This is a genomic window from Gottfriedia acidiceleris, from assembly GCF_023115465.1.
Taxonomy (GTDB): domain Bacteria; phylum Bacillota; class Bacilli; order Bacillales; family Bacillaceae_G; genus Gottfriedia; species Gottfriedia acidiceleris_B.
Genome location: NZ_CP096034.1, coordinates 391,009 through 417,984 on the forward strand (window position 1 = coordinate 391,009; position 26,976 = coordinate 417,984).

19 protein-coding genes, 2 pseudogenes and 1 riboswitch are annotated in these 26,976 nt (G+C 33.4%); of the genes and pseudogenes, 15 read left to right on the forward strand and 6 right to left on the reverse strand.

Going from position 1 to position 26,976, the window contains the following annotated elements; all coding sequences use genetic code 11:
* Nucleotides 1-61: 61 nt before the first annotated feature.
* On the forward strand, nt 62-2,194 hold the full coding sequence (locus tag MY490_RS01925) for a sigma 54-interacting transcriptional regulator (protein WP_248267745.1): 2,133 nt from the start codon (nt 62-64) through the stop codon (nt 2,192-2,194).
* 549 nt (nt 2,195-2,743) lie between these two features.
* Here MY490_RS01925 and MY490_RS22035 read toward each other — a convergent pair.
* The gene (locus MY490_RS22035; protein ID WP_282439832.1) at nt 2,744-2,878 is read right to left on the reverse strand and encodes a hypothetical protein; all 135 of its coding nucleotides are present in this window, start codon (nt 2,876-2,878) and stop codon (nt 2,744-2,746) included.
* Between the two features lie 264 nt (nt 2,879-3,142).
* On the opposite strand from MY490_RS22035, the gene MY490_RS01930 reads away from it, so the two are divergent.
* The 6 genes from MY490_RS01930 (at nt 3,143) to MY490_RS01955 (ending at nt 11,510) form a co-directional block, all read left to right on the forward strand.
* Complete coding sequence (locus MY490_RS01930; protein ID WP_248267746.1) at nt 3,143-4,636, forward strand: aldehyde dehydrogenase family protein; 1,494 nt, start codon at nt 3,143-3,145, stop codon at nt 4,634-4,636.
* Nucleotides 4,637-4,707: 71 nt separating this feature from the next.
* A complete protein-coding gene (locus MY490_RS01935) occupies nt 4,708-6,078 on the forward strand; it encodes a putrescine aminotransferase (protein ID WP_248267747.1) in 1,371 nt (456 codons plus the stop codon).
* 80 nt (nt 6,079-6,158) lie between these two features.
* Nucleotides 6,159-7,529: a 4-aminobutyrate--2-oxoglutarate transaminase gene (gabT, locus tag MY490_RS01940; RefSeq protein WP_248267748.1), complete on the forward strand. Its 1,371-nt coding sequence runs from the start codon at nt 6,159-6,161 to the stop codon at nt 7,527-7,529.
* Complete coding sequence (locus tag MY490_RS01945; protein ID WP_248267749.1) at nt 7,526-8,983, forward strand: NAD-dependent succinate-semialdehyde dehydrogenase; 1,458 nt, start codon at nt 7,526-7,528, stop codon at nt 8,981-8,983. Before gabT ends, MY490_RS01945 begins: the two co-directional genes overlap by 4 nt.
* Before the next feature lie 111 nt (nt 8,984-9,094).
* Nucleotides 9,095-10,279: a CaiB/BaiF CoA transferase family protein gene (locus tag MY490_RS01950; protein WP_248267750.1), complete on the forward strand. Its 1,185-nt coding sequence runs from the start codon at nt 9,095-9,097 to the stop codon at nt 10,277-10,279.
* A 13-nt stretch (nt 10,280-10,292) separates the two neighbouring features.
* Nucleotides 10,293-11,510, forward strand: coding sequence for an acyl-CoA dehydrogenase family protein (locus MY490_RS01955; RefSeq protein ID WP_248267751.1), 1,218 nt, complete (start codon nt 10,293-10,295; stop codon nt 11,508-11,510).
* Nucleotides 11,511-11,986: 476 nt separating this feature from the next.
* Here the strand turns inward: MY490_RS01955 and MY490_RS01960 are convergent, their stop codons facing one another.
* Nucleotides 11,987-12,337 carry a PH domain-containing protein gene (locus tag MY490_RS01960; protein ID WP_248267752.1) on the reverse strand — a complete coding sequence of 117 codons (351 nt, stop codon included), beginning with the start codon at nt 12,335-12,337 and terminating at the stop codon, nt 11,987-11,989.
* A 297-nt stretch (nt 12,338-12,634) separates the two neighbouring features.
* Between MY490_RS01960 and MY490_RS01965 the strand changes: the two genes are divergently transcribed.
* Nucleotides 12,635-13,180, forward strand: a complete 546-nt coding sequence (locus MY490_RS01965) for a hypothetical protein (protein ID WP_248267753.1) — start codon at nt 12,635-12,637, stop codon at nt 13,178-13,180.
* A gap of 143 nt (nt 13,181-13,323) precedes the next feature.
* On the opposite strand, the gene MY490_RS01970 is transcribed toward MY490_RS01965, so the two are convergent.
* Entirely contained in the window at nt 13,324-14,373 is a 1,050-nt protein-coding gene (locus MY490_RS01970) for an NAD(P)/FAD-dependent oxidoreductase (protein WP_248267754.1), read from the reverse strand.
* Nucleotides 14,374-14,496: 123 nt separating this feature from the next.
* Here MY490_RS01970 and MY490_RS01975 point away from each other — a divergent pair.
* Nucleotides 14,497-14,868, forward strand: a pseudogene (locus MY490_RS01975) (iron chelate uptake ABC transporter family permease subunit); the annotation flags it as partial.
* Nucleotides 14,869-14,927: 59 nt separating this feature from the next.
* On the opposite strand, the gene MY490_RS01980 reads toward MY490_RS01975, so the two are convergent.
* From MY490_RS01980 to MY490_RS01990, 3 genes are all read right to left on the reverse strand, one after another.
* A complete protein-coding gene (locus tag MY490_RS01980) occupies nt 14,928-15,515 on the reverse strand; it encodes a xanthine phosphoribosyltransferase (protein WP_248267755.1) in 588 nt (195 codons plus the stop codon).
* Nucleotides 15,516-15,615: 100 nt separating this feature from the next.
* A riboswitch (purine riboswitch) is annotated at nt 15,616-15,717 on the reverse strand.
* Nucleotides 15,718-15,790: 73 nt separating this feature from the next.
* Nucleotides 15,791-16,357 (reverse strand): HD-GYP domain-containing protein, encoded by a 567-nt coding sequence (locus tag MY490_RS01985; RefSeq protein WP_248267756.1) that lies wholly within the window; start codon nt 16,355-16,357, stop codon nt 15,791-15,793.
* Nucleotides 16,358-16,384: 27 nt separating this feature from the next.
* Nucleotides 16,385-17,818: a BglG family transcription antiterminator gene (locus MY490_RS01990; RefSeq protein WP_248267757.1), complete on the reverse strand. Its 1,434-nt coding sequence runs from the start codon at nt 17,816-17,818 to the stop codon at nt 16,385-16,387.
* A gap of 381 nt (nt 17,819-18,199) precedes the next feature.
* Between MY490_RS01990 and MY490_RS01995 the strand changes: the two genes are divergently transcribed.
* The 6 genes and pseudogenes from MY490_RS01995 (at nt 18,200) to MY490_RS02020 (ending at nt 26,782) form a co-directional block, all read left to right on the forward strand.
* Nucleotides 18,200-18,682 carry a hypothetical protein gene (locus MY490_RS01995; protein ID WP_248267758.1) on the forward strand — a complete coding sequence of 161 codons (483 nt, stop codon included), beginning with the start codon at nt 18,200-18,202 and terminating at the stop codon, nt 18,680-18,682.
* Nucleotides 18,683-19,419: 737 nt separating this feature from the next.
* Entirely contained in the window at nt 19,420-19,641 is a 222-nt protein-coding gene (locus tag MY490_RS02000) for a heterocycloanthracin/sonorensin family bacteriocin (protein WP_248267759.1), read from the forward strand.
* Between the two features lie 207 nt (nt 19,642-19,848).
* Nucleotides 19,849-21,795: a putative thiazole-containing bacteriocin maturation protein gene (locus tag MY490_RS02005; RefSeq protein WP_248267760.1), complete on the forward strand. Its 1,947-nt coding sequence runs from the start codon at nt 19,849-19,851 to the stop codon at nt 21,793-21,795.
* Nucleotides 21,792-23,734 (forward strand): annotated as a pseudogene (locus MY490_RS02010) (TOMM precursor leader peptide-binding protein). Before MY490_RS02005 ends, MY490_RS02010 begins: the two are co-directional and overlap by 4 nt.
* 23 nt (nt 23,735-23,757) lie before the next feature.
* Complete coding sequence (locus MY490_RS02015) at nt 23,758-25,332, forward strand: SagB family peptide dehydrogenase (protein WP_248267761.1); 1,575 nt, start codon at nt 23,758-23,760, stop codon at nt 25,330-25,332.
* A gap of 643 nt (nt 25,333-25,975) precedes the next feature.
* Nucleotides 25,976-26,782: a M15 family metallopeptidase gene (locus MY490_RS02020; RefSeq protein ID WP_248267762.1), complete on the forward strand. Its 807-nt coding sequence runs from the start codon at nt 25,976-25,978 to the stop codon at nt 26,780-26,782.
* The last annotated feature ends 194 nt before the right edge of the window (nt 26,783-26,976 follow it).

The window sequence follows — 26,976 nt, forward strand, 5'->3', positions numbered from 1 at the left end:
AAATTTAAAAATTCTGCTAAAATAGGAATGTATAATGGAATAGATATAAGGGGGGAAAGTAATGTTATCAATAAATGAGAAACAAATAAGACCAGTCATCACAATAGATATCGATCAATTTAAAGAAAATGATGAAATCGATTTATCCAATATAAATGAACCCTTTTTATTCTTACGTAAGCAAAACCAGATTGTTGGTTATGTTCAATTAAATAATATTACTCAAAGTAGTAATAAAAAGAGAAGTATAGCATTCTCGAAGATTATTAGTTCTTCTCAATCGATAAATAGTGTTAGTCGCTTAAGTGAGCAAATTTCATTAACTACACTATTTCAAATTATTGGTGAACCAATCTCAATTGTAAAAGAAGAGGAAGAAATGCCAATTGGTTACATACTTCGTGAAGATATATTAGCGGAGCTTTTTAAACAAGAAAATAAAAGTGTAGATTTATTAAAGAGCATTTTAACATCGATACCGATGGGAACATTTGTAGTAGATAAAAATAAAGTTATTGTAAATTGCAATGATGCTGGGTTGAAAATGATTAAATCAACATCAGAAAAAGTAATTAATACAAAAGCAGAAACTATATTCAGCGGCGAACAAGTCGATAATGTATTTGCGACAGGTAAAACAATTCTTAATCAGATTCAAATTAGTGACGATATGGGTGTTCTTGTTGATTATAGCCCAATTTTCGTTGATAACGAGGTTGAAGGAGTTGTCATTGTCGTACAAGATCTCCCAATGGTTGAAGAAATGGCCTCCGAAATAGAATATGTAAAAGATTTAAATAAAGATCTGAATGCCATTTTATCGAGTATTTATGATGAAATACTTGTAGTAAATCGCAAGGGTGAGCTAATCCGTTACAGTGAAAATATAATACCTGGATTTTGGAATGTAGATTTAAAAGAACTACTTGGAAAGAGTATTTTAGAATTCGAAAACCAAGGACTTTTTACGCCATCAGTTACAAAACTAGTTTTAGAAAAAAAGAAGAAAGTCTCAATTGTTCAAGAAACAATTAATGGACGTAAAGTACTTGCGGTAGGAAATCCAGTTTTTGATGAGAATATGGAAATTGAACGTATTATTATTGCTTCTAGGGATATTACAGAAACTTCACGACTTAAAACGGAATTAAAAGAAATGAAGAAGATTTCTGAGCAATATAAAAAGGAGCTTGAAGATATAAAGAGCAAGGATCGTTTTGTCAAAAAACTGATTTACTGTAGCCCAAAAATGGAGCAAATCATTAATCAAGCGAAAAAAATTGCTGATTTTTCTTCCACTGTGTTACTGCATGGAGAGTCTGGTGTAGGGAAGGAAGTAATTGCACAGGCTATTCATCAATTAGGAAACCGTTCTTCAAAACCGTTTTTAAAATTAAACTGCGGTGCAATACCTGAAAATCTACTGGAAAGTGAGCTTTTTGGTTATATTAAAGGAGCGTTTACAGGAGCAGATCAAAATAAGGACGGCTATTTTAAGCAAGCAGATGAAGGCGTTTTATTTTTAGATGAAATTGGTGAAATGCCATTACATTTACAAGTAAAACTGCTTAGAGTCCTTCAAGAACAAGAAGTAATTCCAGTCGGAAGTACAAAGCCAATTAAAGTAAATGTGCAAATTATTGCAGCTACAAATAAAAGATTAGAAAAAATGGTTGAAGAACGAACATTTAGGGAGGACTTGTATTATCGACTAAATGTAATACCTTTAAATATTCCACCATTAAGAGAAAGAATTGAAGATATCTCATTATTAGCTTTCCATTTTTTACAGCAATTAAATGAAAAGTATAATAAGAGTTTTCATCTTACTCCAGATGCAATTAACGTATTGGAATTTTATTCCTGGCCAGGGAATGTCAGAGAACTTCAAAACATCATAGAAAGATTAGTCGTTTCTGCTGAAGATCAAATTATTAATGCAGAGGATGTTAATCAATTCTTACCAAATAGCTATGATTTTAATAAATCTAAACCAGTTATTAATAAAGTAATTCCTCTACAAGAAGCGATTGACTATGTAGAGGAGCAACTCATTGTGCTTGCAATGAAGCAATATAAAACAACAACGAAGGCTGCGCAGGTTTTAGGCATTAGCCAGTCATCGGTTAGTCGTAAGTATCAAAAAATAATGAATGAAAAGAATATGAATAGTGACTTTATGTCATTTAAATAAAAAAACGCACTGGGTGCGTTTTTTTATGCTGTTGAAAAACTACCTTGTCAATAAATTATCAAATTTTCGTAAAAGGAGTAGAGTGATGTTGATTTCCACTACATGGTGCTCGCTTTCCATGGGGCGAGATTCTTTAGCCTCCTCGGCGAGCCTGCGGGGTCTCAGCCTTCCCGCTAATCCCATAGGAGTCGATCACCCCTCCGTTCCAATCAACTTATTCAATCAAAAAAAGTCTGCAATAAATACTAGTCAAATAGCCTTTACTTAGAGTAATCTAACTGTTGTATTTAATCAGCTTATAGATCAATTAATATCGAAAAATTATTAAACTAAAAAATAGCCCATAATATTTTTAACTTCTAAAAAAATCATTACTAGTATTATTGGAAAATGGAATTGCTCAAACACATTTACATTTAAAATCAAAATCATTAAAAGCTATTCAAAAAATGCTAATTTTATCATTATTAAATGTTCATATAAAGTCCGTTTTCCCTATTGACGACTTTATATTTTAACACTCTGAAAAAACGCACTGGGTGCGTTTTTTTATTTCTCTAAATCCCCTATATTTTCAACATGACTATCAATTACTTCAGTCATACTAACTTGATCTCTGGATAGACTAAATGCCATGAATATGATGATGAGTCCCACTGCAATGCATGTTCCTGCAAGCAACATAATATTTCCCCCTTTCATGGTGTTCTAGCCTATGCAATGAATTTTCTTAATATGTCGTTTTACAGAAATAGTTTAAAAAACGTTTAATTACTGCAGAATTTGTACGAGTTTCAAAGATTATGCAAAGTGTAATAGTGTTATGCAAAATTGAATAGTAGTCTACAGGGTATTTGAAGTTAAACCCTTATAAATTAGGAGTATTAAAGTTGGCACGGTTCTTGCAAACTATTAAATTGTTAAGAATTTAAGGAGGGTTTATATACAATGGTCGATGTTCAATTTAAAACAATTGATTTAAAGATGTTTATTAATGGCGAATGGAAAGATTCTAGCAATCATGAGAAACGCCCTGTTATTAACCCGGCAAATGGAGAAATCATTGCATATGCTCCTGAAGGAACGGTTGAAGATGCGAAAGAAGCAATTGATGTTGCTCGTAAAGCATTCAATGATGGAAGATGGTCTGATTTATCTGCTCAAGAAAGAGCAACTTATTTATTTAAAATTGCAGACAAAATAGAAGAGTACCAAGAGGAATTAACGAAACTTGAAACGTTAGATAACGGTAAACCAAATCGTGAAGCGGGCTTTGATGTTGCCGATGCAGCAGCTTGTTTTCGTTATTATGCAGGATTAATTACAAAGCCAGATGGTTTTACTTACCATGTAGCAGATCCTATGCAGGCTATGGTTGTTCGCGAACCAATTGGAGTATGTGGATTAATTGTTCCTTGGAACTATCCATTATTAATGAGTGTATGGAAAATTGCTCCAGCATTAGCGGCAGGTAATACAATCGTTTTTAAACCATCTGAGGTAACACCAGTGACACCTAAGAAATTATTTGAAATTTTTGAAGAGGTTGGTCTTCCACAAGGTGTAGCAAATATGGTTATGGGTGCTGGTCCAGTAGTTGGAAATGAAATCGCTGCCAACCCTGATGTTGATATGGTTTCATTCACAGGTGGAACAAAAACGGGCAAACATATCATGAAAACAGCGGCAGATACAATGAAAAAAGTATCTCTAGAGCTTGGTGGAAAATCTCCGAATATTATTTTTGCAGATGCAGATTTTGAAACGGCCGTCGATTATGCTCTATTTGGGATTTTTGCAGGTTCAGGTCAAGTTTGTTCGGCTGGATCAAGAATTTTAGTCGAAGAATCAATTTATGATCGCTTCGTAGAGCGATTTGTAGAGCGAGCTGGGAAAATTAAAGTAGGTCCTGGTAATATAGCTGAAACAGAAATGGGGCCACTAGTTAGTAAAGAGCATTTAGAAAAAGTTTTAAGCTATATACAAATAGGTAAAGAAGAAGGTGCAAGGCTTGCTTGCGGTGGAAATCGAATCGAAAGAAATGGCTTAGAAAAAGGTTATTTTGTTGAACCAACTGTTTTTGCAGATGTTGAACAAAATATGCGCATTGTCCAAGAAGAAATTTTTGGTCCAGTCGTATGTATTCAAAAGTTTAAATCTGAAGAAGAAGCAATAAAACTTGCAAATGGCACTGTATATGGTTTAGCGGGTGCTGTCTTTAGTAAAGATGGAGCGAAAGCTTTAAGGGTAATTAAAAAGCTACGTTCAGGCATTACTTGGATTAACTCATACCACCCAACATACAATGAAGCTCCTTGGGGCGGCTACAAACAAAGCGGTGTAGGACGTAGCTTAGGTACATTTGGGCTAGAAGAATTCCAAGAAATTAAACAAATTAACATTAATTTACAAGTTGAACCCATTGGATGGTTTGCAGAATAATTTTAGGCAGTTTTAAGAAGAGACAGATAGGTAAGAAAAAAATAGATAAAATGACTATAGGAGTGAACAAAATGAGTATCAACTTAAAAAACGAATTAAAAAGTGAAGAAAAAAATGTAACCGAGTACATTAATAAGGTTTTAAGTTTAATAGAAAAAGAGACTGTTACAGAAGAAGACGCTGCATGGATTACTAAGGAAACAGTTGATGGTTTTAGAGAGCATGTAAACCCAGGTTTCCTTGCTTACCGTAAAACTGTTACAGAAGGCGGTCAATTTGCATCTGTTGAATGGTCTGATAGCGGCTCATGCTTTAAAGACGTAAATGGTAAAGAGTATATTGACTGTCTAGGCGGATTTGGAATTTATAATGTTGGACACCGTCATCCAAAAGTTATCAAAGCAGTTACAGATCAGTTAAAAAGACAGGCACTTCATAGCCAAGATTTATTAGATCCATTACGTGCAATGCTTGCTAAAATTTTAGCAGATATTACACCTGGTGATTTAAAATTCTCATTCTTTACAAATAGTGGTACTGAAAGTGTAGAAGCAGCATTAAAGCTTGCAAAAATGTATAGTGAGCGCAGTACATTTATCTCAACTACACGTGCATTCCACGGAAAAAGCTTAGGTTCTTTATCTGGTACTGCAAAAGGCATGTTCCGTAAACCGTTTTTACCGTTAATTCCTGGATTCCGTCATGTTCCATTTGGTGACATTGATATGATGAGAAAAACATTTGAAACTTGCTCTTTAGTAGGTGAAGATGTTGCAGCAGTTATACTTGAGCCAATACAAGGTGAAGGTGGAATTATTCTTCCTCCTCCAAACTACTTAAAAGAAGTTCGTGAACTATGTGATGAGTATGGAGCTCTACTAATTTTTGACGAAGTTCAAACAGGTATGGGACGTACTGGAAAAATGTTTGCTGCTGATTTATATGAAGTAGTTCCGGACATTATTTGTCTTGCTAAAGCATTCGGCGGCGGAGTTATGCCAGCTGGAGCAGTAGTTGCAAAAGAAGAAGTATTCAAAAGCTGGTTCCCAAATCCATTTATGCATACAACAACATTTGGTGGAAATCCATTAGCATGTGCAGCAGCTATTGCTACAATCAGCGTGCTTCTTGAAGAAAAATTACCTGAAAGAGCAGAAGTAGTTGGGGCTTACTTCTTAGATCAATTAAAAGAAGCAGCAAAAGGACATGAAGACAAAGTTTTAGAAATTCGTGGTCAAGGTTTAATGATTGGAATCGAGTTCCATCAAGATGAAATTGGCTATGAAGTTTCTAAAGGAATGTTTGATAAAGGGATCCTAGTTGCTGGTACATTAATTAACTCAAAAACAATTCGTATCGAGCCTTCTTTAAAAATTAGCTATGAAGAAGTTGATACTGTAGTAAGTGCATTTAAAGAAATTTTATCTACTATTGAAGTTTAGTCTTTACTGCATGTCATGACCGATAATCATGACATGCTTTCATTACATTCAAAAATCATTATAGATAGGATGGTGCAATTATGGCAGATCGAAAATTCGTTAAAATCCAAACTTCAATTCCAGGACCAAAATCACAAGAGTTGGTTGCAAGAAGAAATAAAGTGGTTCCAAAAGGAATTAGTAATAATAGTACAGCATTTGTAAAAAAAGCAAAGGGTGCATTAGTTGAGGATATTGATGGTAATACGTTTATTGACTTTGCAGGTGCAATTGGAACAATAAATGTGGGCCATTCCCATCCTAGAGTAGTAAGGGCGCTTCAAGCTCAGACTGGCGATTATATTCACACAGGCTTTAATGTCATGATGTATGAATCTTATATTCAGCTTGCAGAAAGATTAGCTGAACTTTCACCTGGAAGTTTTGAAAAACAAGTAGCATTTTTTAATAGTGGCGCAGAAGCTGTTGAAAATGCAGTGAAAATTGCAAGAAAGTATACAAAGCGTCAAGGAATCATTTCCTTTACTAGAGGATTCCATGGTCGAACATTAATGACAATGACGATGACAAGTAAAGTTAAGCCATACAAATATGGATTTGGACCATTTGCTCCTGAAGTATATAAAGCACCATACCCATATGTTTACCGTCGTCCAGATCAAATGGATGAAAAAGAATATAGTAAATTTATCATTGAACAATTTGAACAGTTTTTGATTGCAGAGGTTGCACCAGAAACGATTGCTGCAGTCGTAATGGAACCAATTCAAGGTGAAGGTGGCTTTATTGTTCCTGATCTTGACTTTGTAAAAAGGGTTAGAGAAATCTGTACGCAATATGGCATATTATTTGTAGCAGATGAGATTCAAACTGGTTTTGCTAGAACAGGTAAATATTTTGCAATTGAGCACTTTGGAGTTGAGCCTGATTTAATTACCATTTCAAAATCAATGGGTGCAGGAGTACCTATTAGTGGCGTTATTGGTAGAAAAGAAATTATGGAAGCATCTGATGCCGGAGAAATAGGCGGAACATACTCTGGAAGTCCACTTGGATGTCGTGCAGCATTAGCAGTACTCGATATCATTGAGGAAGAAGGTTTAAATGAGCGAGCTGTTGTAATTGGCGAAAAAGTTAATGAGAAAATGCATGGGTGGGCTAAACAGTTTGAACAAATAGGTGATATTCGCGGAATTGGCGCAATGTGTGCAATGGAGATTGTAACAAATAAGAAAGATAAAACACCAGATAAAGTGACAGTTGGAAAGATTGTAAAAGAAGCTAACAATAGAGGGTTAATGTTGTTAAGCGCAGGTATCTTTGGCAATGTTATTCGTTTGTTAATGCCACTAACGATTACAGATGAACAGCTTGAAGAAGGACTAGATATTTTAAGGGAGTCAATTGAAGCTGTACTACTACCAGAATTACAATTGGAGGTAAACTCATGAGCCAAATTAAAGAGAAATATGAAGTCTACCCAATGTATATAGATGGTACATGGGTTGGGAACGATCATGAATATTATACGAAGGTTACAAATCCTGCAACTGGTGCAGTTGTAGGGGCAATTCCAACGGGTGGTACATATGAAGCTAAATTAGCTGTTGATGCTGCTCATAAAGCATTTAAAACTTGGTCAAAAAAGACAGCAGAAGAAAGATATCATTTACTAATGAACTGGTATCGTCTTATTGACGAAAAGAAAGAAGAAATTGCTAAATTAATGACAATTGAGCAAGGTAAACCATTAAAAGAAGCGTTAGGTGAAACTGTTTATGCAAATGGTTTTATTTCTTGGTATGCAGAAGAAGGCAAACGTGTATATGGAGAAACAATTCCTGCATCACAACCTAATAAACGAATTCTAATTAGGAAAGAACCTGTAGGAGTTGTAGCAGCAATTACTCCTTGGAATTTCCCGGCAGCTATGATTACAAGAAAAGTTGCTCCTGCACTTGCAGCTGGTTGTACAACAGTTATTAAACCAGCTACTCAAACACCCTTAACAGCGTTAAAGCTTGCGGAGCTTGCTCATGAAGCGGGAATCCCAAAAGGTGTAATTAATGTTGTTACTGGTAAGTCTGCTGAAATTGGTGATGTATGGTTAAAAGATCCAAGGGTAACAAAGATTACATTCACTGGCTCTACTGAAGTTGGCAAAACGCTAATGGTAGGAGCAGCAGAGAATGTCAAAAAGGTTTCACTAGAGCTTGGTGGAAATGCACCATTTATTGTCATGGATGATGCTAATTTATCAAAAGCAGCGGTTGGTTTAGTGCAGTCAAAATTCCGTAATGCAGGTCAAACTTGCATTTGTACAAATCGTATTTATGTACAGGAAAGTGTAGCAGAAGAATTTACAGCGTTATTTACAAAAGAGCTAGAAAAATTAAAAGTGGGTAACGGCTTAGAAGAGGGAATTGATGTTGGTCCACTAATTGATCATGCAGCTTTAGAAAAGGTAAAAACGCTAGTTGAAGACGCTACTAATAATGGTGGGAAAATCGTATATAGTGGAAATAAACCTTCAGAGGAAAATGGATATTATTATGCACCAACGATTTTAACGGGTATTACGGATGAAATGGCATGTATGAAGGAAGAAATATTTGGTCCACTTGCACCAATTACTACGTTTAAAACCGAAGAAGAAGTAATTGAAAGAGCAAATAATTCAAATTACGGTCTTGCTGCATATGTTTATACGGAAAACTTAAGTCGTTCTTTCCGTATTACAGAAGCACTTGAGTACGGAATTATTGGACTAAACGATGGCACACCTTCTGCTGTACAAGTTCCATTTGGCGGTTATAAAGAGAGCGGTCTTGGAAGAGAAGGCGGTCATTTTGGAATTGAAGAATTTTTAGAAGTTAAATATATTTCAATTGGGTTAGACATTTAATAAATCTACTGTTAATACAAAGCGCAGTTGTAAGCCAGTTAAACATTCAATTCAACTATTGTGATTGATCGTTTTACTGGCTTATTAACTAGATTAATAGAGGTGGAAAAATTGCCGGGTGCATTACATGGAATAAAAATCATTGATTTAACAAGAGTACTAGCCGGACCCTTTTGTACGATGATCCTTGGGGATTTAGGAGCAGAGATTATAAAAGTAGAAAGTATAAATAATGGCGATGAAACAAGGGGATGGGGGCCACCTTTCGTTGAAGGTGAAAGCGCTTATTATTTATGTGCGAACCGCAATAAAAAAGGCATAACACTAAACTTAAAAAGTGAGCAAGGTAAAGAAATTTTAAAAAAGCTAGTTTCAGAGGCTGATGTAGTTGTTCAAAATTTCAAACCTGGAACAATGACAAAACTAGGTTTTGGGTATGAGGACTTGACGAAAATAAAGGAAGATATAATACTAGCGTCCATTAGTGGATTTGGTAGTGAAGGACCGAATTCAAGTTTACCAGGATATGATTATATCATCCAAGCGATGTCTGGATTAATGAGCATTACTGGTGAGAAAGAGGCAGAGCCAACAAAAGTAGGTGTAGCCATTTCCGATGTTTTAACTGGTCTATTTACATGTATTGGGATTCTTGCTTCACTTCAAAATCGAGATCGTACAGGAGAAGGCCAGGAAATCGATATTTCATTGTTTGACTCTCAGCTAGCTGCTTTAGTAAATGTAGCTAGTAATTATTTATGTAGTGGAATTGTTCCTGAACGAATGGGGAATCAACACCCAAATATCGTTCCATATCAAGTCTTTACTGCAAGTGACGGTGAATTAGTCGTAGCGGTAGGTAATGACGAACAATTTAAAAGGTTTACTTTACTAATTGATGAACCAATTTTATTGGATGAAAAATTTAAGACAAATACTAGCCGTTTACAGCATAGAAAACAAATAGAGCAATTAATTCAAAATAAGTTGAAGTTGAAAAGTAAAAAAGAGTGGAAACAATTATTAGATCAAATAGGGATTCCAAATGGCCCAATAAATAATGTGAGTGAAGCTCTACAGTCTGAACAAGCTAAATCGAGAGAAATGGTGTTGGATGTAACCCATCCTTTTATAAAGGATCTAAAATTAGTCGGATCACCGTTAAAATTATCAAAAACACCAATTGAAGTATTAAGACACCCGCCCCTACATGGCGAGCATACAGAAGAAATAGTAAGTAAACTAGGATATTCCCAAATTGAAATAGAAGAAATGAAACGTAATCAAACAATTTAAGGAGGAAATAAAAATGGATTTTTCATTATCAGAGGAACAAATTAGTGTAAGGAAAGTAGTCAGGTCATTTGTAGACAGAGAAATTATCCCTTTTATCAAAGAATGGGATGAAAAAGGACATTTTGAAGCTAATATTCTAAAACGACTTGCAGATTTACAATTAATGGGTGTATGTATTCCAGAACAATACGGCGGAGTAGGAATGGATTATAACACATTAGCGATTGTATGTGAGGAATTAGAACGTGGAGATACTGCTTTCCGTACTGCTGTTTCAGTACATACTGGTTTAAATAGTATGACATTACTTCAATGGGGTACTGAAGAACAAAAGAAAAAATATCTTGTTCCTCAAGCGCAAGGAAAAAAAATTGGTGCGTTTGGATTAACAGAGCCAAATGCAGGATCAGATGTAGTAGCAATGGCAACAACAGCTGTAAAAGATGGAGATAGTTACATCTTAAACGGATCAAAAACATGGATTTCTTTATGTGATGTAGCTGATCATTTCTTAATTTTTGCGAAAACAAATCATGACTTAAAGCACCATGGAATTTCTTGCTTTATCGTAGAACGAACTTTTGAAGGCGTTTCCACAAAAGCGATCAAAGGAAAAATGGGAATTAGAGCAGGGAATACTGGTGAAGTATTTTTAGATGATGTAAGAATCCCAGCTGAAAACTTACTAGGTTTCGAAGGCGAAGGGTTTAAAATTGCTATGTCTGCGCTTGATAATGGACGATTCACAGTTGCAGCTGGTGCTTGCGGATTAATCCAGGCATCACTTGAAGCAAGCGTAAAATACTGTAATGAGAGAAAAACATTTGGAAAAGAAATTGGTAAACATCAATTAGTACAACAAATGATCGCAAAAATGTCATCAAACCTTGAAATCTCACGTCTATTAGTTTATAAGGCTGGTTGGTTAAAAAATAATGGAAAACGTAACACTAGAGAAACGTCTCTAGCAAAATGGATCTCTTGTAATGCCGCAAATGAAGCAGCAAACGATGCAGTTCAAATTCACGGTGCATACGGATTCTCAAACGAATTCCCAGTGGAACGCTATTTAAGAAACTCAAAAGCACCTGTTATTTACGAAGGAACAAGAGAAATTCACACAATTATGCAAGCTGAATATGACCTTGGATATAGAGAAGATAAAGTGTTAAGAAAAATGCTTCCAGCTTGGCCATTTGAAGAAGTTACGGTTGAAGCGGTGAAGTCATAAAATTAAATTCTAGTAAAAAGACTGTCCGTTAAAGACAGTCTTATTCAGAGTGTTGAAATATAAAGTCGTCAATAGGGAAAACGGACTTTAAATGTACATTTAATAATCATAAAATTAGCATTTTTTGAATGTTTAGTTTAATAATTGTTCGATATTAATTGATCTACAAGCTGATTAATATACAACAGTTAGATTACTCTAAGTAAAGGCTATTTGACTTTTATTTATTGCAGACTTTTTTTGATTGAATAAGTTGATTGAAACGGAGGGGTGATCGACTCCTATGGGATTAGCGGGAAGGCTGAGACCCCGCAGGCTTGCCGAGGAGGCTCAGGTCTCGCCCCATGGAAAGCGAGCACTCTGTAGTGGAAATCAACATCACTCTACTCCTTTTACGAAAATTTGATAATTAATTGACCAGGTAGTTTTTCAACAGCATGTAATAAGACTGTCCGTTAAAGACAGTCTTATTTAAGTTATTTAATATTAGTACGTAACGTATTTTGTATCTTTTGTAAAACATCTTCAACGTGATCTAGTTCTAAAATGATTTTATCGTATTTGTGGTTAGTTAACGTTAATACTAAATTTCCCTTATTAGTACTAGTAGCAAGAAAATAGTTCACACCGTCTTTTTTGAAATGGCCATATTTAGATGCTCCTAAGTGTGTACCGTATATTTTCCAAAGAAATTCATGTATATCCTCAATCGAAACATCACTGATATCGCTATAGGGAACTACTATGGTATGTTTTAATCCTAATATTGTTTCAAGACTAGAAAGTGTAATGATTAATTTATCTTCTTCAAATAAAATTGTTTTCATAAAAATCCCTCCTTACTTCTTATACGACCAGGGACTGCATATCGTTCATTTATTTTAATTTTATTAGTAATACAAAGGTATATTTTTACTGAAAACCACTTAATTTAAAACTAAACAAACGTTTAATTAAATAAATAATGCAACGATATTATTTATATTGACTGGAATAAGTAGGATTAGTATTAGTATAAATCGAAAAAAAATGATGAAAGATAAGATAATTTTTTTCATAGTTAATAAATACTGGGGAATGATATCTAGATAAAAGAATTTTTTATTCTCAACGGGGTACATGAAATGGATCAACAAGTACAAACTTATTTTGAAAACCTTGAATCTAAAGACAAGAATTTGCAATTCGAAGCCTTTAACTACATTATTTCCGTTACAAAAGAGAAAGTGGATTGGTCATATGAAGTATGGGATCGATTAAAATCAGATCTAACTCATAAAGGAAATCACAAGCGGTCAAGAGCGGCACAATTTCTCTCAAATTTAGCAATTAGTGATCCAGAAAAAAGAATGCTAAATGATTTTCCCGAAATTTGGCAAGTTACATATGATCCAAAATTTGTTACTGCAAGACATACATTACAATCAATATGGAGAGTAGGATTAGCTGGTCCTGAACAAAGAGCAATTGTCCTTGATCATCTAGAAAATCGTTATTTAAATTGCAAAGAAGAGAAGAACTATACATTGATTCGTTACGATATCATTCAATGTATGAGAAACCTTTATGATGCATTTAAGAATGAAGAGATTAAACAAAAGGCTTTAGAGTTAATTGAAACTGAAGAGGATCCAAAATATCGAAAAAAATATATGACGGTGTGGAAATGAGATAGTGGAAATCAACATCACTCTACTTCTTTTACGAAAATTTGATAATGAATTGACAAGGTAGTTTTTCAACAGCATGTAAAAACGAATTCACATGGAATTCGTTTTTTTTTTGTTATTAGCCAAGTGGAAATTTGCTAAGATTAGTTCATCATCTGTTTAATTAAATCACGATTTCGTTGTTTAAATACCTCATTGTGAGAAGAAACCATTGCAGAACCACTAGCATCTGGTTGAATATATTGCTTCGCTTTATTAACGGCATTAGCGGCATCTTGAAATGCACCAGCAATTAATTGTAACTTTCCTTCATGCATTAAAATATCTCCAGCTGCGTAAATCCCTTCAATTGAAGTTTCACTCGTTGTATTCCCTTTAATATAGAAATCCTGAATCATTTCTACTTTTATTTCACTGTTATTTAATAATGAAGTATCTTGTTCATAACCGTGGTTTATGATTACTTCATCAATTGCCAAATGAGATATTTCACCAGTTTCGTTATTTGTTAGTTCAACTTTTTCTATTTCTTCATGATTTTGACAAGCAATTAATTTCGTAATTGATGTGTTGAAAAGACAATCTACTGAACTATTCATTAATTGAGAGACTTGTGCTTCATGACCTTTTAGAGCATCTTTTCGGTAAGTTAAATAAACTTTCTTAGCTACCGGCTCTAATTCATTAGCCCAATCAATCGCAGAGTTACCACCACCGGAAACGATTACAGTTTTGTCTTTAAAATGTTTAAGTGATTTTACTGTATAGTTTAAATTTGAAACTTCAAATCTTTCTGCACCATCTATTTTAAGCTTCGTTGGGTTTAATATTCCACTACCAACTGCAACAATAATTGTTTTAGAATAATGCTTTTGACCTGAAGAAGTATGTAAAATAAAAATGCCATTATCATCACGATTGATCGTGTCGACTTTTTCATTTAATACAACTGTAGGATCAAAAGTTAAACCTTGCTGAACGATTTGGCCGATGAATTTCTCACCATGAATTGGTGGCTGTCCTCCAACATCCCAAATCATCTTCTCAGGATAACAATGAACTTTCCCACCTAATTCAGATTGAAATTCTATTATTTTTGTTTTCATTTCTCTTAAACCACTATAAAAAGTAGAGTATAGTCCAGCAGGACCTCCTCCGATTACTGTTACATCATAAAGATCGTTCATGTTCATTATGTTCTCACTCCAGAATATTCTGTCATTGATTATCATTCTCAATAAAATATAAACCATTTTTGACAATTATTCAATGATTTCACTAAAAACTAATGTTGACAATATTAGTAAATAGACGGGTTAATTGTATTAATTCCGTTTACTTTATATAAAGCAAATACATTAAACCTTCTGAATTTAAATAAGCCTGTTGCAATCGGGGTAGGGGTCTCCTTAGAAAAAGAAAGAATTGTTTTTATGTTAGCAGCATTTGCTGTTTCAGTAACAGGAGGAATTCCGTTTATCGCATTAAGGGCACCACATATTGCTAAGAGTTTAGTTGGCACTAGAAATCAATTATTTATACCAATCGCAATTCTAATTGGTGGATTATTATTAGTTGCCGACACAATCGGAACAAATTTAATCGATCCAGAAGGAATAACAGCAGGATTTATAGTAGCGCTAATCGGTAGACCTTACTTTGTATATTTAATCCTAAAAAAGGCTTAATTTATAGAAAAAAGACATTGTGAACAATACAAATCGTTCAAACAATGTCTTTTTTATTTTTAAACAGTTAATTCTTCATTGAAGTATTTAATTTGTCCGTCTTTTAAAGATTGAATACGAGCAAGAGATTCAACTCGGTAACCACGATCACGCAGAATCTTTCCACCATCTTGGAATGATTTTTCAATTACGATTCCAAATCCAACTGTTTCTGCCTTCGCTTGTTCCAAGATTGAAAGTAATCCAAGAGCCGCCTGTCCGTTTGCTAAGAAGTCGTCTATTATTAAAACTTTATCGCCTTCGTCTAACCATTTATGAGAAACTGAAATTTCATTTTCTTCTTTTTTTGTAAATGAATATACTTTGGCAGTATAAACATCTTGCTGCATTGTGATTGACTTTTTCTTACGTGCAAAAACTAGAGGGACATTTAAAGCAAGTGCTGTCATTAGCCCAGGTCCGATACCTGAAGATTCTATAGTAACTACCTTTGTTATTTTTTCTTCAGAAAATAATCGCGCAAATTCTTCCCCAATTTCTTTCATTAAAACAGGATCCATTTGATGATTTAAGAAAGCATCCACTTTTAATACATCATTTGCTAAAACGATTCCTTCTTGTTCAATTTTTTTAAGTAATAATTCCATAATGATCCCCCTTAATCTAAAAAAAACTCAAAACATGTACTTCACTGTATAAAATGAGTGAAGTAACACATTTTGAGTCTTTGATTCACTAGAGCTAAATGTCAGATGTGTTACCACTCATAGTCGGTAAATTTACGGTTAACCGGTAGAAACTTGTGAGCCATATCCTCACTATTATACGAGTGAAATTTATAATTTTAATGAAACTATAACATGTTAATAGATCCTGGTCTAGCAATTAATAGGTGTAAATTATTAGTATTATTGGATACTACTTAATACAGTTTACAAATAAACTTAGTGAATTCCTTTATTAAATCCTGGTCATAAACAGTACCACTTTGTTTTTGAATTTTTTTTAAGGCTATTTCAATTGAACATTTTTTTCTATAAGAACGATCATGGGTTAGTGCATCAAAACTATCAATTATTCTAATTACTTTCGAATTAAAGTCAATTTCGTTACTATATAAACCTTCATAGCCAGTCCCATCAATATTTTCGTGATGATAACGTACAGCATTTAAAATATCTTTATGATATGATAAATTTTTTAATAAATCATACCCATAAATTGTGTGATTCTTCATTAGATTCCACTCGAAATCAGTAAGAGGACCTTTTTTTGTAACGATTGAATTTGGTATTTTAAGCTTTCCAATATCATGAACATAACCAATAAAATGTAATTGATTTGATTTATGCAAAGAGAAATCTAAATATCTACTGAATTTATAAGACATTTCACCTACACGCATCCCGTGTAAAAAAGTATCATGATCAAGTTGACTTAATCGTTCAACTAACTCATTTGTGACTAATGTTGACCTTTCTTTTATCATAAAATCACCTTAGAATGATTATTTAATTTATTTTAATAAATGGGAGATATGATTAATATCGCGCTGTGATAGAGTAGAACTAATTACCGCAATTGGAACAATGTCGATATCAATTTGAAAATCAGCAATGATAAAGTCCAAACGTAATTGACTAATTGTTTCAGGTCTCAATTCGCCATTTTGGAGTTCAACAAATTGTATTTTATCTCCGAATTCTTTTATTAGTTTAGTTGTTATATACTGTCTTACACCATAACCTTCACTACTTAACAGTAGCACCCTTTTTTTGACTAATGATAATTTAATGATGATTGCTTGAATATTTAATGTGATTTTAGCAATTACTTCATTATTTACTTCTGGGTATGAAAAGAAATTACACCAATTACGAAATACCGTTTTTACTTTATTAAATAAATCCGGATAACGCTTTTTAACGTATTCGGAAATGAGACAAGATCGATCAATTCTACCGTTTAAAAAAAGAACTAGGGAAAAGGCTTTAAATTGTTTTTGAAGAGTGAGAATAAACTCATTATGATCATGTAATTTTATACTAAGCTTTTTTTCGAGCATCGTAACGAGCTCGTGTAATTCTATATATTTTTTTTCTGATTTATTATGGTAGCTATTTATAATTTCATCTTGAGGTTCATTATCGCTAGAAAAATAAGGGGATGCAGATATCATTATAGAAAGTGCGTTTAGTTCATTTAATGGAATTGATACTTTATAAATGTTTTCTAGCTGTATACATATATCAGTTGCAACTGAAAAAAACTTTGAATCCTTAATATTGTTAGAAGGATTTAAATCCAATTGTATATCTCGATCGATTCTTTGAAGCATCGTACCAACATAATAAATATATTTATATATAGTAGGTGGAAATAAAAGTAAATTATTTTTTTCAGCCGACTTCGTAACTACTTTTTTTATAATAGAATACGATAGAGAATCATATGGCCATTTATTTGTATGGGAATATAGACCATACAATACATCACAGCATAAGATTCTTTTTTGAAACTCATTACCTACAATTTCAAGTGGTGCACGCTTTAAACTTAAATTATAAGACTTCAATAAGGTGTCAACTCGTTCGAGAATTTTATAAACAGTATTGTGATGCGTATATAAGACTTTTCCTAAATCACTAATGTGTTCAATCTCTTTTATTAGAATAAACATGATTACCTGAAGCGATAAAGAGTTCTTAACAAAAAGTGAACGAACTTGATCAAGCGAGGAATTAATTGGATTATTTATATAAATACCTTTTCCTTTTATCGTTTCAATATGCCATCCTTCCGGGAATGTTGAATTGATAATTTGTATGTCAGTTCGAATTGTTTTCTCAGTACAATTTAAATTTTTAGCAAGCTCCTCCGTTTTGAACCATTTTTCTTGACTACTTAAAATATCGATTAAGTGTAATCTTCTTAAACTCGCCTTATCCATCTCATCTCCTACTTTGATCTAAAATAATATTTTTACTAACATAAACTGATTATTTTTGTGATAACAATCACAAAAAGTGATGTTAAGATATTGTTTTCAAAATTATTTTAAACTTAGATCATGAATAAGGATATGACTATTTTTACCGTTAAAAACGGTAATAAATATATTTTACTCGACAATCTACTTTAATTAACGAAGGGCATGCATCATTTAATGAAACTTTATATATTAGCTGTTTTTACCTATCAAAACGGTAAAAAAGAGTATTTGAAACTTTAATAAGCGAAGCTATAATTTATTTTGAAAAGGAACTCGTTTAATTTGTATACGGATGTGATCATGAGTGTTGCTCTAAATGGAGAAATGAGGAGGGAAATGATGGGTATAGTGTTACTTTTTTTTATCCTAGGAAAACTTTTGCTAGTTCAGTCTATGTTACATAGCCGAATTACTTTGTTAGGATTATTATTTAGTATTTTTATTGTTGTTTTGCTATATATACTTCCAATCTTTTTAGAATTCAATAAAAGAGAACGATCTATTGGTTATAGTTTTACTTCATTAGTGGTTGGAACTATATTTTTAATCTGTACTGTTTATGAAAGATATGCTGTTTTTGTATTTTCTACTCTTGATCAAACAGAAGAAATCTCCAATACAATATTCTCGTTTTTTATGATAGGGGACTTACTATTCATTTTTGATTCTCTACTATTACTATATCTCGTACTATTCAAAGTACTTAAAATAAAGGCAACGAAATTAGTTTTTGGAAAAGAAATCAGGAGAAATAAAAGAGCAATTAAAAAAAATGGATATTCATATTCACCCCTTAATAACTTTAAACTTAATGAAGATTAAGTATTAACTGATTTTAATGATGAAAGAGTAGAATAAATGAAAGATATACGAAAAACAACCTTGTCAATTAAGTTATCAAATTTTCGTAAAAGGAGCAGAGTGATGTTGATTTCCACTACAGGATGCTCGCTTTCCATGGGGCGAGACCTGAGCCTCCTCGGCAAGCCTGCGGAGTCTCAGCCTTCCCGCTTATCCCATAGGAGTCGAGCATCCTTCCGTTCCAATCAACTTATTCAAACAAAAAAAGTCTGCAATAAATACTAGTCAAATAGCCTTTACTTTGAGTAACCTAACTGTTTTATATTAATCAGCTTGTAGCTCAATTAAATATCGAACATTAATTAAACTAAACAATTGAATTTGTTTTCTAAAAAAAGCTCATAATATTTTTAACTTCAAAAAAATCATTTCTAGTGTTATTGAAATAATGAAATTGCTCAAACATATTAAAAAATGCTAATTTTATCATTATCTAATGTTCAATTAAAGTCCGTTTTCCCTATTGACGATTTTATATTTCAACACTCTGAAAAACCTCACTTTTTATGTGAGGTTTTTTTGCACTTAGAATCAGCTCATAAATTGGGCAAGTGAATCGGTAACAATGCCCAAGTCCTCAACATATTTTGTTGTTGAGAGTCTGCGTTTTAGTAGATTCAAATTAGGAATCGTATTTATTTTATTTAAGTACGTTATGTTTTTAATCGCTTTCAAATTTTATGTCGGAGGTTATAAAAATGTATGATTTTCAAAGAGAGCTTCAACAATTAAACGTTGATCAGTTTCAATCTAGTCAAGTAGTTCCGTGGGATTATAATCAGTATCAAAATGTAGATGCTCGAGTTTGCTTTGCATGCTTTTTCCCTATTTTTAGTTGTTTTGGTTGTGGAGGCTGTGGAGGCTGTGGAGGTTGCGGAGGCTGTTTCCGATGTGGAGGCTGCGGTCGCTGTCACCGTTAAATGTAATGTTTCATAAAAACTATTTGTCTAGATAGACAATCAGTCCCTACTAATCTTAGTAGGGGCTATTTATAGATTTTTATTAGTTTTTGGCAACGGCTATCAAGTTAGGTTATGACATAAGGAGTACATAATATACATAGGATTATGAAGAAAGTATTTATGTAATTCAATGTACAACTCACTGTATCGAAGGGGTTGAAAAGGATGTCAAAATTGAATCCATCTGCACGTCTAAAGATTAATCGAGATACTTTTTTTGTACCTGATTCGAACGGAGGTGTTTATTTTAGGAATAACTTAAGTTCATTTCGAATGGAAGGTGCATCTGTTTACCAGTGGATTGAAAAGTTAGTTCCGATGTTTAACGGTGAACACTCATTAGAAATTTTAACAAACGGTTTGCCTGACCAATACCGAGAAAGAGTATATGAAATAGGAGAGATCTTATATAAAAATGGCTTTGCACGGGATGTAAGTAAGGATCATCCACATCAATTATCTAAAGATATTTTAACTAAGTATGCAAGTCAAATTGAGTTTTTAAATTGTTTTGGAGAGTCTGGCGCATATCGTTTTCAAACCTATCGTCAATCCAGGATATTGGCAATTGGTTCTGGAGCAATTGTCACTTCGCTAGTATCAGCATTATTAGAGTCGGGGTTAGCAAAATTTCATCTTTTAATAACGAATAATGAGAATACTGATAAAAAACGAATAAAAGAAATGATAGACATCGCACAAAGGACAGATCATGAAGTCGAAGTTGAATTAATTAAGAGAAAGAAGCTTTCATTACAAGAGATTGTTTCTACTTTTGACTCGATTTTATACGTATCAGAAGATGATCGTGTTTATGAGCTGAAAATGCTCAATGAAATCTGCAAAAGAGAGAAAAAGAGATTTATCCCAGCAATTTCTTCGCAAAAGATCTGTATGGCCGGACCACTAGTGACTTTAAATTCTGAAGCTTGTTTTGAGTCGGCGTGGAGAAGTGTGCATCAAAACATACTCTGTGAAGAAGGAACCAACCAAATAGTGTCTTCGATTACATCAGCAATGTTGGCAAATATAATGGTGTTCGAGTTATTTAAGGATATTACAAAGTCACGCGAAACAGAAAAGAATAATCAGGTTTATATTATTAACCAAGAGACGCTAGAGGGCAGTTGGCACTCATTCTCTCCTCATCCACTAGTGACTGGAAAAGCGAAAGCTAAAATAGTTCATAATTTTGATGAGAAATTAGAGCAAAATAAACCTAGAGGAGATCTAAGTAAGTTATTAACTTACTTAGGGCAGTTCAATTCGCAAGAAACTGGATTATTTCACGTTTGGGATGAGGGCGAATTAAATCAACTACCATTGGCTCAATGCCGGATACAAGTAGTAGATCCTCTTACAGAAGGTCCAGTAAAACTATTAACGAGTACGATTTGTACTGAATTAACTCATGAAGAAGCACGAAGAGAGGCGGGACTTACTGGGGTAGAAATGTATGTATCTCAAATAGCCAGTCAACTTATTATGAATTCTGAGTCTGATGTTGTAGAGTGTATTGAACCTGGAGAATATATCGCAATTGCTACTGGTCAAACTTTTTCAGAAAGTATTTGTAGAGCACTACAAAAATACTTGTCTGAAGAGCTTAATAAACAATCAGCTGATCATAAAAATCATATTCAAGAAATTAAAGCGATAAAAATTGAAGATGATTGTGCTCAATTTTATTTACAAACATTAAATACAATACAAGAATCTCCAAAAATAGCATTAGGAACAGAGATTTGTGGATTTCCAGTAGTCTGGATTGGTACAGAAATAGGCTGGTATAGAAGTGTTGGTTTAAATAGATCATTGGCCTTACAGGATGCACTAAAACAAGTACTTAAGGAATCGCAAAATAAAACTCCACTACTTTCATCAAAAGCAATCCAGAGTTCATCAGTGTTAGTGGAAGAACAGCAAGTGCCTGAAATGATTATCCCTAAATCTAATCGTGGTGTACATTCTGAATTATTAGTCACGGCGATCGATATCTTAAAACAAAATAATCTGGAATTACTAACATTGGAGTTTATGCTTGAATCGATTAATGTAGATGAACTCGCGGGAGTTTATGGTGTCTTGTTAAGAGAGGTGAGCTCGATTTGAATTCAACGGTTACCATTTTTGGAGAGGGATTATTAAGTAAGTACACATCCGAAATTCTTTTAAATAAATATAAAATAGTTAAACAGAAAGAATTAGAGTCTTCGGTTAACGCAGATACTAGTTTAATACTTATTTTGGATGATGCATGGAACCCTAAAATTTATGAAAACGCAGATGAAATTTTAAGGATAGGAACTGTTCCATGGCTTCGTGCCTGTGTATCATTTGGGGAAGGTGTAATCGGACCTTTAGTACATCCAGGGCAAAAAGGATGTATAAAGTGTGCCGATTTTAGACGTTTAATGGCTGGTAGAGAGCGCAGAGAAATGCTAGAAATAGATCATCAGTTAGTAGAAGTTGATGGAGTATCGGATGATGTATGGGGTACAAGAACGGGACTTTTACAAATGGCTTACTTAATTGCAGCTGAAGTAGAAAAATTTATGAACGGTAAAGAAACTCGTCTAGAGGAACGTATTTTTCTATTAAATATGAAAACATTCAAAAGCTCTAATCACTTTTTTTACCGAATCCTTTATGTCCATTATGTGGTGAATTAGAAGATGATACTTCTGATTCTGCTATTATTTCACTCGAGCCTAGTATGAAAGTTACTCCAACTAGCTATCGTAGTCGCTCAATGGATGAATTAAAAAAAGTATTAGTTAATGACTATTTAGGTCAAAAGACAGGGTTTTTAAATGGAAAGGCAATAGATCTAACCACGCCATTTGCAGATGTAGTCGTAAACCTACCGTTACTCCAAGGGGATGAAGGAACAGCGGGACGTACACTTTCATATGAATCTAGTGAATTAACTGCCATTTTAGAAGGGTTAGAAAGGTATTGCGGCCTCACTCCAAGAGGGAAAAAAACGGTAGTACATGATAGTTATAATAACGTAAAAGATTATGCAATTAATCCTGAAATTGTCGGTACTCATTCGAAAGAACAATATGCTCTGCCGCGTTTTCCATTTAAAAAATTTAATCCTAAACGAAAGATTGATTGGGTATGGGGCTATTCATTTATGAAGGAAGAGCCGATTCTTGTACCAGAGTTGCTTTCATACTATAGTCTAGGATGCGGACACGGTTATGTGTATGAAACTTCCAATGGATGTGCATTAGGAGGTAGTTTAGAAGAAGCTATTTTTTATGGTATTTTGGAAATTGTTGAGCGGGATTCATTCTTAATGACTTGGTATGCTCAATTGCCTCTTCCTCGACTTGATCCAAAATCGGCTAAGGATCAAGAACTCGATTTAATGATTGAACGCATGAGTTTGGTTGGCGGATACGATCTTCACTTATATAATTCGACGATGGAGAATGGAATTCCAAGTATTGTTGCCATTGCAAAAAACCGTAAAGATCATGGTTTAAATCTAATTTGTGCAGCAGGCGCTCATCTTGATCCAGTTAGGGCAGTTAAAAGCGCAGTACATGAGTTAGCTGGCATGATGTTAACATTGGATAAAAAGTTTGAAGATAATTACGCTCAAATTATGAAAATGCTTTTAGATAATAATCTCGTTAAACAAATGGATGATCATGGAATGTTATATGGGTTACGACAAGCAGAGGAGCGTTTGAAGTTTTTATTAGATGATAACCGTCCATTAAAGACTTTTGAAGAAGAATTTAAATGGGAAACAAACCATCTGGATTTGACGAATGATCTAAAGGATATTTTACAAGTATTTAAACAATTAAATCTTGATGTGATTGTAGTTGACCAAACTACATCTGAAATCAAAAGAAATGGATTATCTTGTGTAAAAGTCTTAATTCCAGGAATGTTGCCTATGACATTCGGCAATCATCTAAAACGATTGAATGGACTTGATCGAGTGTTAAAAGTTCCTGTTAAAATGGGCTATACGAAGAAGCCGCTAAAGCCGGAGCAGCTCAATCCATATCCGCACCCGTTCCCATAGGTGGTGTTCTAGGAGGTGATTGGATGAGTTTACAAACATTTCTACACAATCTTCATTTTGATATTGAAAAGGCAAATCAATTGGATTGGGAAGTAGATTGGGAGGATGCCCCACTAACTTATAAGCTTTATAAAGATTTACCTACCATTCCACTTTCACTTAACGTTCCATTATCCTTAAAAGAAAAAAGGGACTCAATTGAGCCGAATTTAGACGAAATAGGCTACTTTTTATGGTATGTATATGGAATAGCTCAAGTTGCTCAAACAGCAATAACTTCCGGTTCCAACGAAATGGTTAATATGATGTCTTCAAACCGAAGATTCATCCCCTCGGGTGGAGGATTGTATCCGAATGAATTGTATTTATATCTTAAGTCTGACCAAGTCACTCCAGGGATTTATCATTATGATGTTGCTAGACATTGCTTAGTTTTATTAAGAGAAGGAAATTTTGATTCTTATATATCAAGAGCTTTAGGAAATAGATGTAATCTTACAAAGTGTTTCGGTACTATTTTTATTTCAACAATGTTTTGGAAAAATTTCTTTAAATACAATAATTTTTCATATCGCCTTCAAGGGTTAGATTGTGGTGTGCTAATTGGACAGATATTAGAGATGGCTAAAAGTTTTGGGTTTAAAACGGGAGTATATTACCAGTTTCTAGATCGAGCAATCAACCATTTAATTGGCATAAACGAACGCGAGGAAAGTGTATATGGCGTCATTCCACTCTCTATTGAAGAATCTACCTTAATTTCAAAAAATAAGTTAAAAAGTAAAAATTACAATTCTATTGATCTAAGCAAAGAGCTACAAACAGTTTCACATAAATATTTAGTAAAATCAAAAAAGATTAAAGAGTTCCCGATGCTAATTAAACTGAACAAAGTATCGATGATCGAATCGACACAATCATTTAGAAAAGTTGAAGAAGCTGTTGAAGCTTCAGATGGACGACATCGAATAACTTTACCTAAAGTGGAGCGACTATCTTATGATTTAGCTACTATATGTAAAGAACGGTTTTCACCTGAACTTGACTTTGTTTTACGCCCTATCAGTCAAATAAACTTAGCAACACTACTAAAAGAGGCAACAGCATCCTTCTCATATATAAATGATTTAGATGGAACCTTTAAAAATAATAATAATCGGCCAAAATTATATTTATGTTTGTATAACGTTGAAGGAATTAACAATGGTGCATATTATTATGATGATCATACAAATACACTAATACAAACTAAATTAGGCGATCATCGTATGCAACTCCAATACGGAATGAATGCCCCTACCGTTAATTTATTCCAAGTGCCAATTTGTATACATGTAGTAGGGAATATAGAGCATATAAAATCGACACATAGTTATAGAGGTTATCGAATCCAACAAATGGAAGCTGGCATAATGGTTCAGCGTTTACTAATAGCCGCATCAGCATTAGGATTAGGGGGGCATCCACTACTTGGATATAATGTAAAATTATGCGATGAGCTATACAAAATAAACGAAATAGGAAAAACAAGTTTAATTCAAATTCCAATAGGTCATTATCGGAATCGACCTTGGTTAAAAGGAAATTTGCATAGTTAATAAAACTTAAAAAAGTTAAAAACTAAAACAAGAATACTTTCTGGGTATTCTTGTTTTTTTGTTCCAGGTTATAACATCTGAGGCAAAATTGAATCCGCCAAACCCAATCATGTCGCGGGTTAAATACTCAATCGACACATTTTCGACATACAAAAGTCTCTAAAATTAGAATGAATAGTTCTTTTGGATTAAAATTATATAGTATAATTAAGTTAGTTATTATGTAAATATAAAAAAACCTTCCAAAAAGAAGGTTTTTTATTTTATTCTCCAACATAGAATCTTTAGATGAATTAACTTTTTAGTGAAAATTCTCCTGAAAAATGATTATTGATAAAATTATATTAAAACAATTTTAAAATTGTTATAAATACTATTTGTTAACATAACATATAATTAAAAAAAATGTCAGATTATAAAACTTTTTGTATAATTAAATCGTCTAATTTTAGTATAACAAATTTAACTATTTTTCTTGTTAGCTTTTGTTTAATCTTAAACGTTAATTATATAGTAGTTTGATTAAAAGAATTCGTGACGATACTAGTATAAAAATAACTTTATTAAACAGCTATCAAATACTTACGACAACAAACAATTAAGAAACGATAAAAAGTATAGAAATTATAGGAGGAGAAAACAATTGTCCAGAGTTATGAAAAATCGTAGAAAAAAACCAATTATAGGGATCGCAATTTCCTTAGTTTTAGTAGCTGGAGTTGCTGGAACTCTTTATGAACAAAATAAAGAACCTAAAACTATTGTTATTAAAAAGAATGCTAAGGTAAAAAATGACATTGTAAAAAATGATAATGTACTAAATTTTCCAGATTATTATAAAACTACAAAAGAAGATGAATCTGGATTATTAGAAGTGTTAAACGTTGATTCAAATTTAGTCTTAGTTAATAAAGACCGAAAGTTACCAGATGGTTATGAACCTAACGATCTTATCTATCCATCAATACCATTAAATGGGGCAGTAAAAGAAAAAACTAGAATGAGAAGTGAAGCTGGACATGCATTAGAGAAGTTATTTGCTGGTGCAGCTGCGGATGGTTATACATTAGCAGCAATTTCTGGATACCGTTCTTATGATCGACAAGTTGCTTTATACAATAATTATATATCGGTACACGGTGAGGCATGGACTAAGGCATACAGTGCATATCCAGGAACGAGTGAACACCAAACTGGACTAACGATGGATGTTTCATCGCCGGCATTTGGTAATGCTTTAGAAGTAGGTTTTGCCAAAACGCCTGAAGGAAAATGGCTAGCAGAGCATGCACATGAATACGGCTTTATTATTCGTTACCCAGAAGATAAAGTAGATATAACAAAATATCACTATGAACCATGGCATATTCGATACGTTGGAAAAGAATACGCTACTTATTTATATACGAATCATCTTGCACTTGAAGAAGCGATGCCAGCTAAAAAATAATAATAACCAAAATGCATGTCCCATTAATATGAGACATGCATTTTTACGTTGTTGAAAAACAACCTTGTCAATTAATTATCAAATTTTCGTAAAAGGAGTAGAGTGATGTTGATTTCCATTACAATCGAATTTGTTTTCCTAAAAATAGCCCATCATATTTTTAACTTCTAAAAAAATCATTACTAGTAATATAA

Coding starts and splice junctions, on each gene's coding strand:
- MY490_RS01965 (WP_248267753.1), top strand. CDS start 12,635: ATGGATCAACAAGTACAAACTTATTTTGAAAACCTTGAATCTAAAGAC.
- MY490_RS01985 (WP_248267756.1), bottom strand. CDS start 16,357: ATGATAAAAGAAAGGTCAACATTAGTCACAAATGAGTTAGTTGAACGA.
- gabT (WP_248267748.1), top strand. CDS start 6,159: ATGGCAGATCGAAAATTCGTTAAAATCCAAACTTCAATTCCAGGACCA.
- MY490_RS01945 (WP_248267749.1), top strand. CDS start 7,526: ATGAGCCAAATTAAAGAGAAATATGAAGTCTACCCAATGTATATAGAT.
- MY490_RS01935 (WP_248267747.1), top strand. CDS start 4,708: ATGAGTATCAACTTAAAAAACGAATTAAAAAGTGAAGAAAAAAATGTA.
- MY490_RS02005 (WP_248267760.1), top strand. CDS start 19,849: ATGTCAAAATTGAATCCATCTGCACGTCTAAAGATTAATCGAGATACT.
- MY490_RS01960 (WP_248267752.1), bottom strand. CDS start 12,337: ATGAAAACAATTTTATTTGAAGAAGATAAATTAATCATTACACTTTCT.
- MY490_RS22035 (WP_282439832.1), bottom strand. CDS start 2,878: ATGTTGCTTGCAGGAACATGCATTGCAGTGGGACTCATCATCATATTC.
- MY490_RS01980 (WP_248267755.1), bottom strand. CDS start 15,515: ATGGAATTATTACTTAAAAAAATTGAACAAGAAGGAATCGTTTTAGCA.
- MY490_RS01995 (WP_248267758.1), top strand. CDS start 18,200: ATGGGTATAGTGTTACTTTTTTTTATCCTAGGAAAACTTTTGCTAGTT.
- MY490_RS01970 (WP_248267754.1), bottom strand. CDS start 14,373: ATGAACATGAACGATCTTTATGATGTAACAGTAATCGGAGGAGGTCCT.
- MY490_RS02000 (WP_248267759.1), top strand. CDS start 19,420: ATGTATGATTTTCAAAGAGAGCTTCAACAATTAAACGTTGATCAGTTT.
- MY490_RS01925 (WP_248267745.1), top strand. CDS start 62: ATGTTATCAATAAATGAGAAACAAATAAGACCAGTCATCACAATAGAT.
- MY490_RS02015 (WP_248267761.1), top strand. CDS start 23,758: ATGAGTTTACAAACATTTCTACACAATCTTCATTTTGATATTGAAAAG.
- MY490_RS01930 (WP_248267746.1), top strand. CDS start 3,143: ATGGTCGATGTTCAATTTAAAACAATTGATTTAAAGATGTTTATTAAT.
- MY490_RS01955 (WP_248267751.1), top strand. CDS start 10,293: ATGGATTTTTCATTATCAGAGGAACAAATTAGTGTAAGGAAAGTAGTC.
- MY490_RS01990 (WP_248267757.1), bottom strand. CDS start 17,818: ATGGATAAGGCGAGTTTAAGAAGATTACACTTAATCGATATTTTAAGT.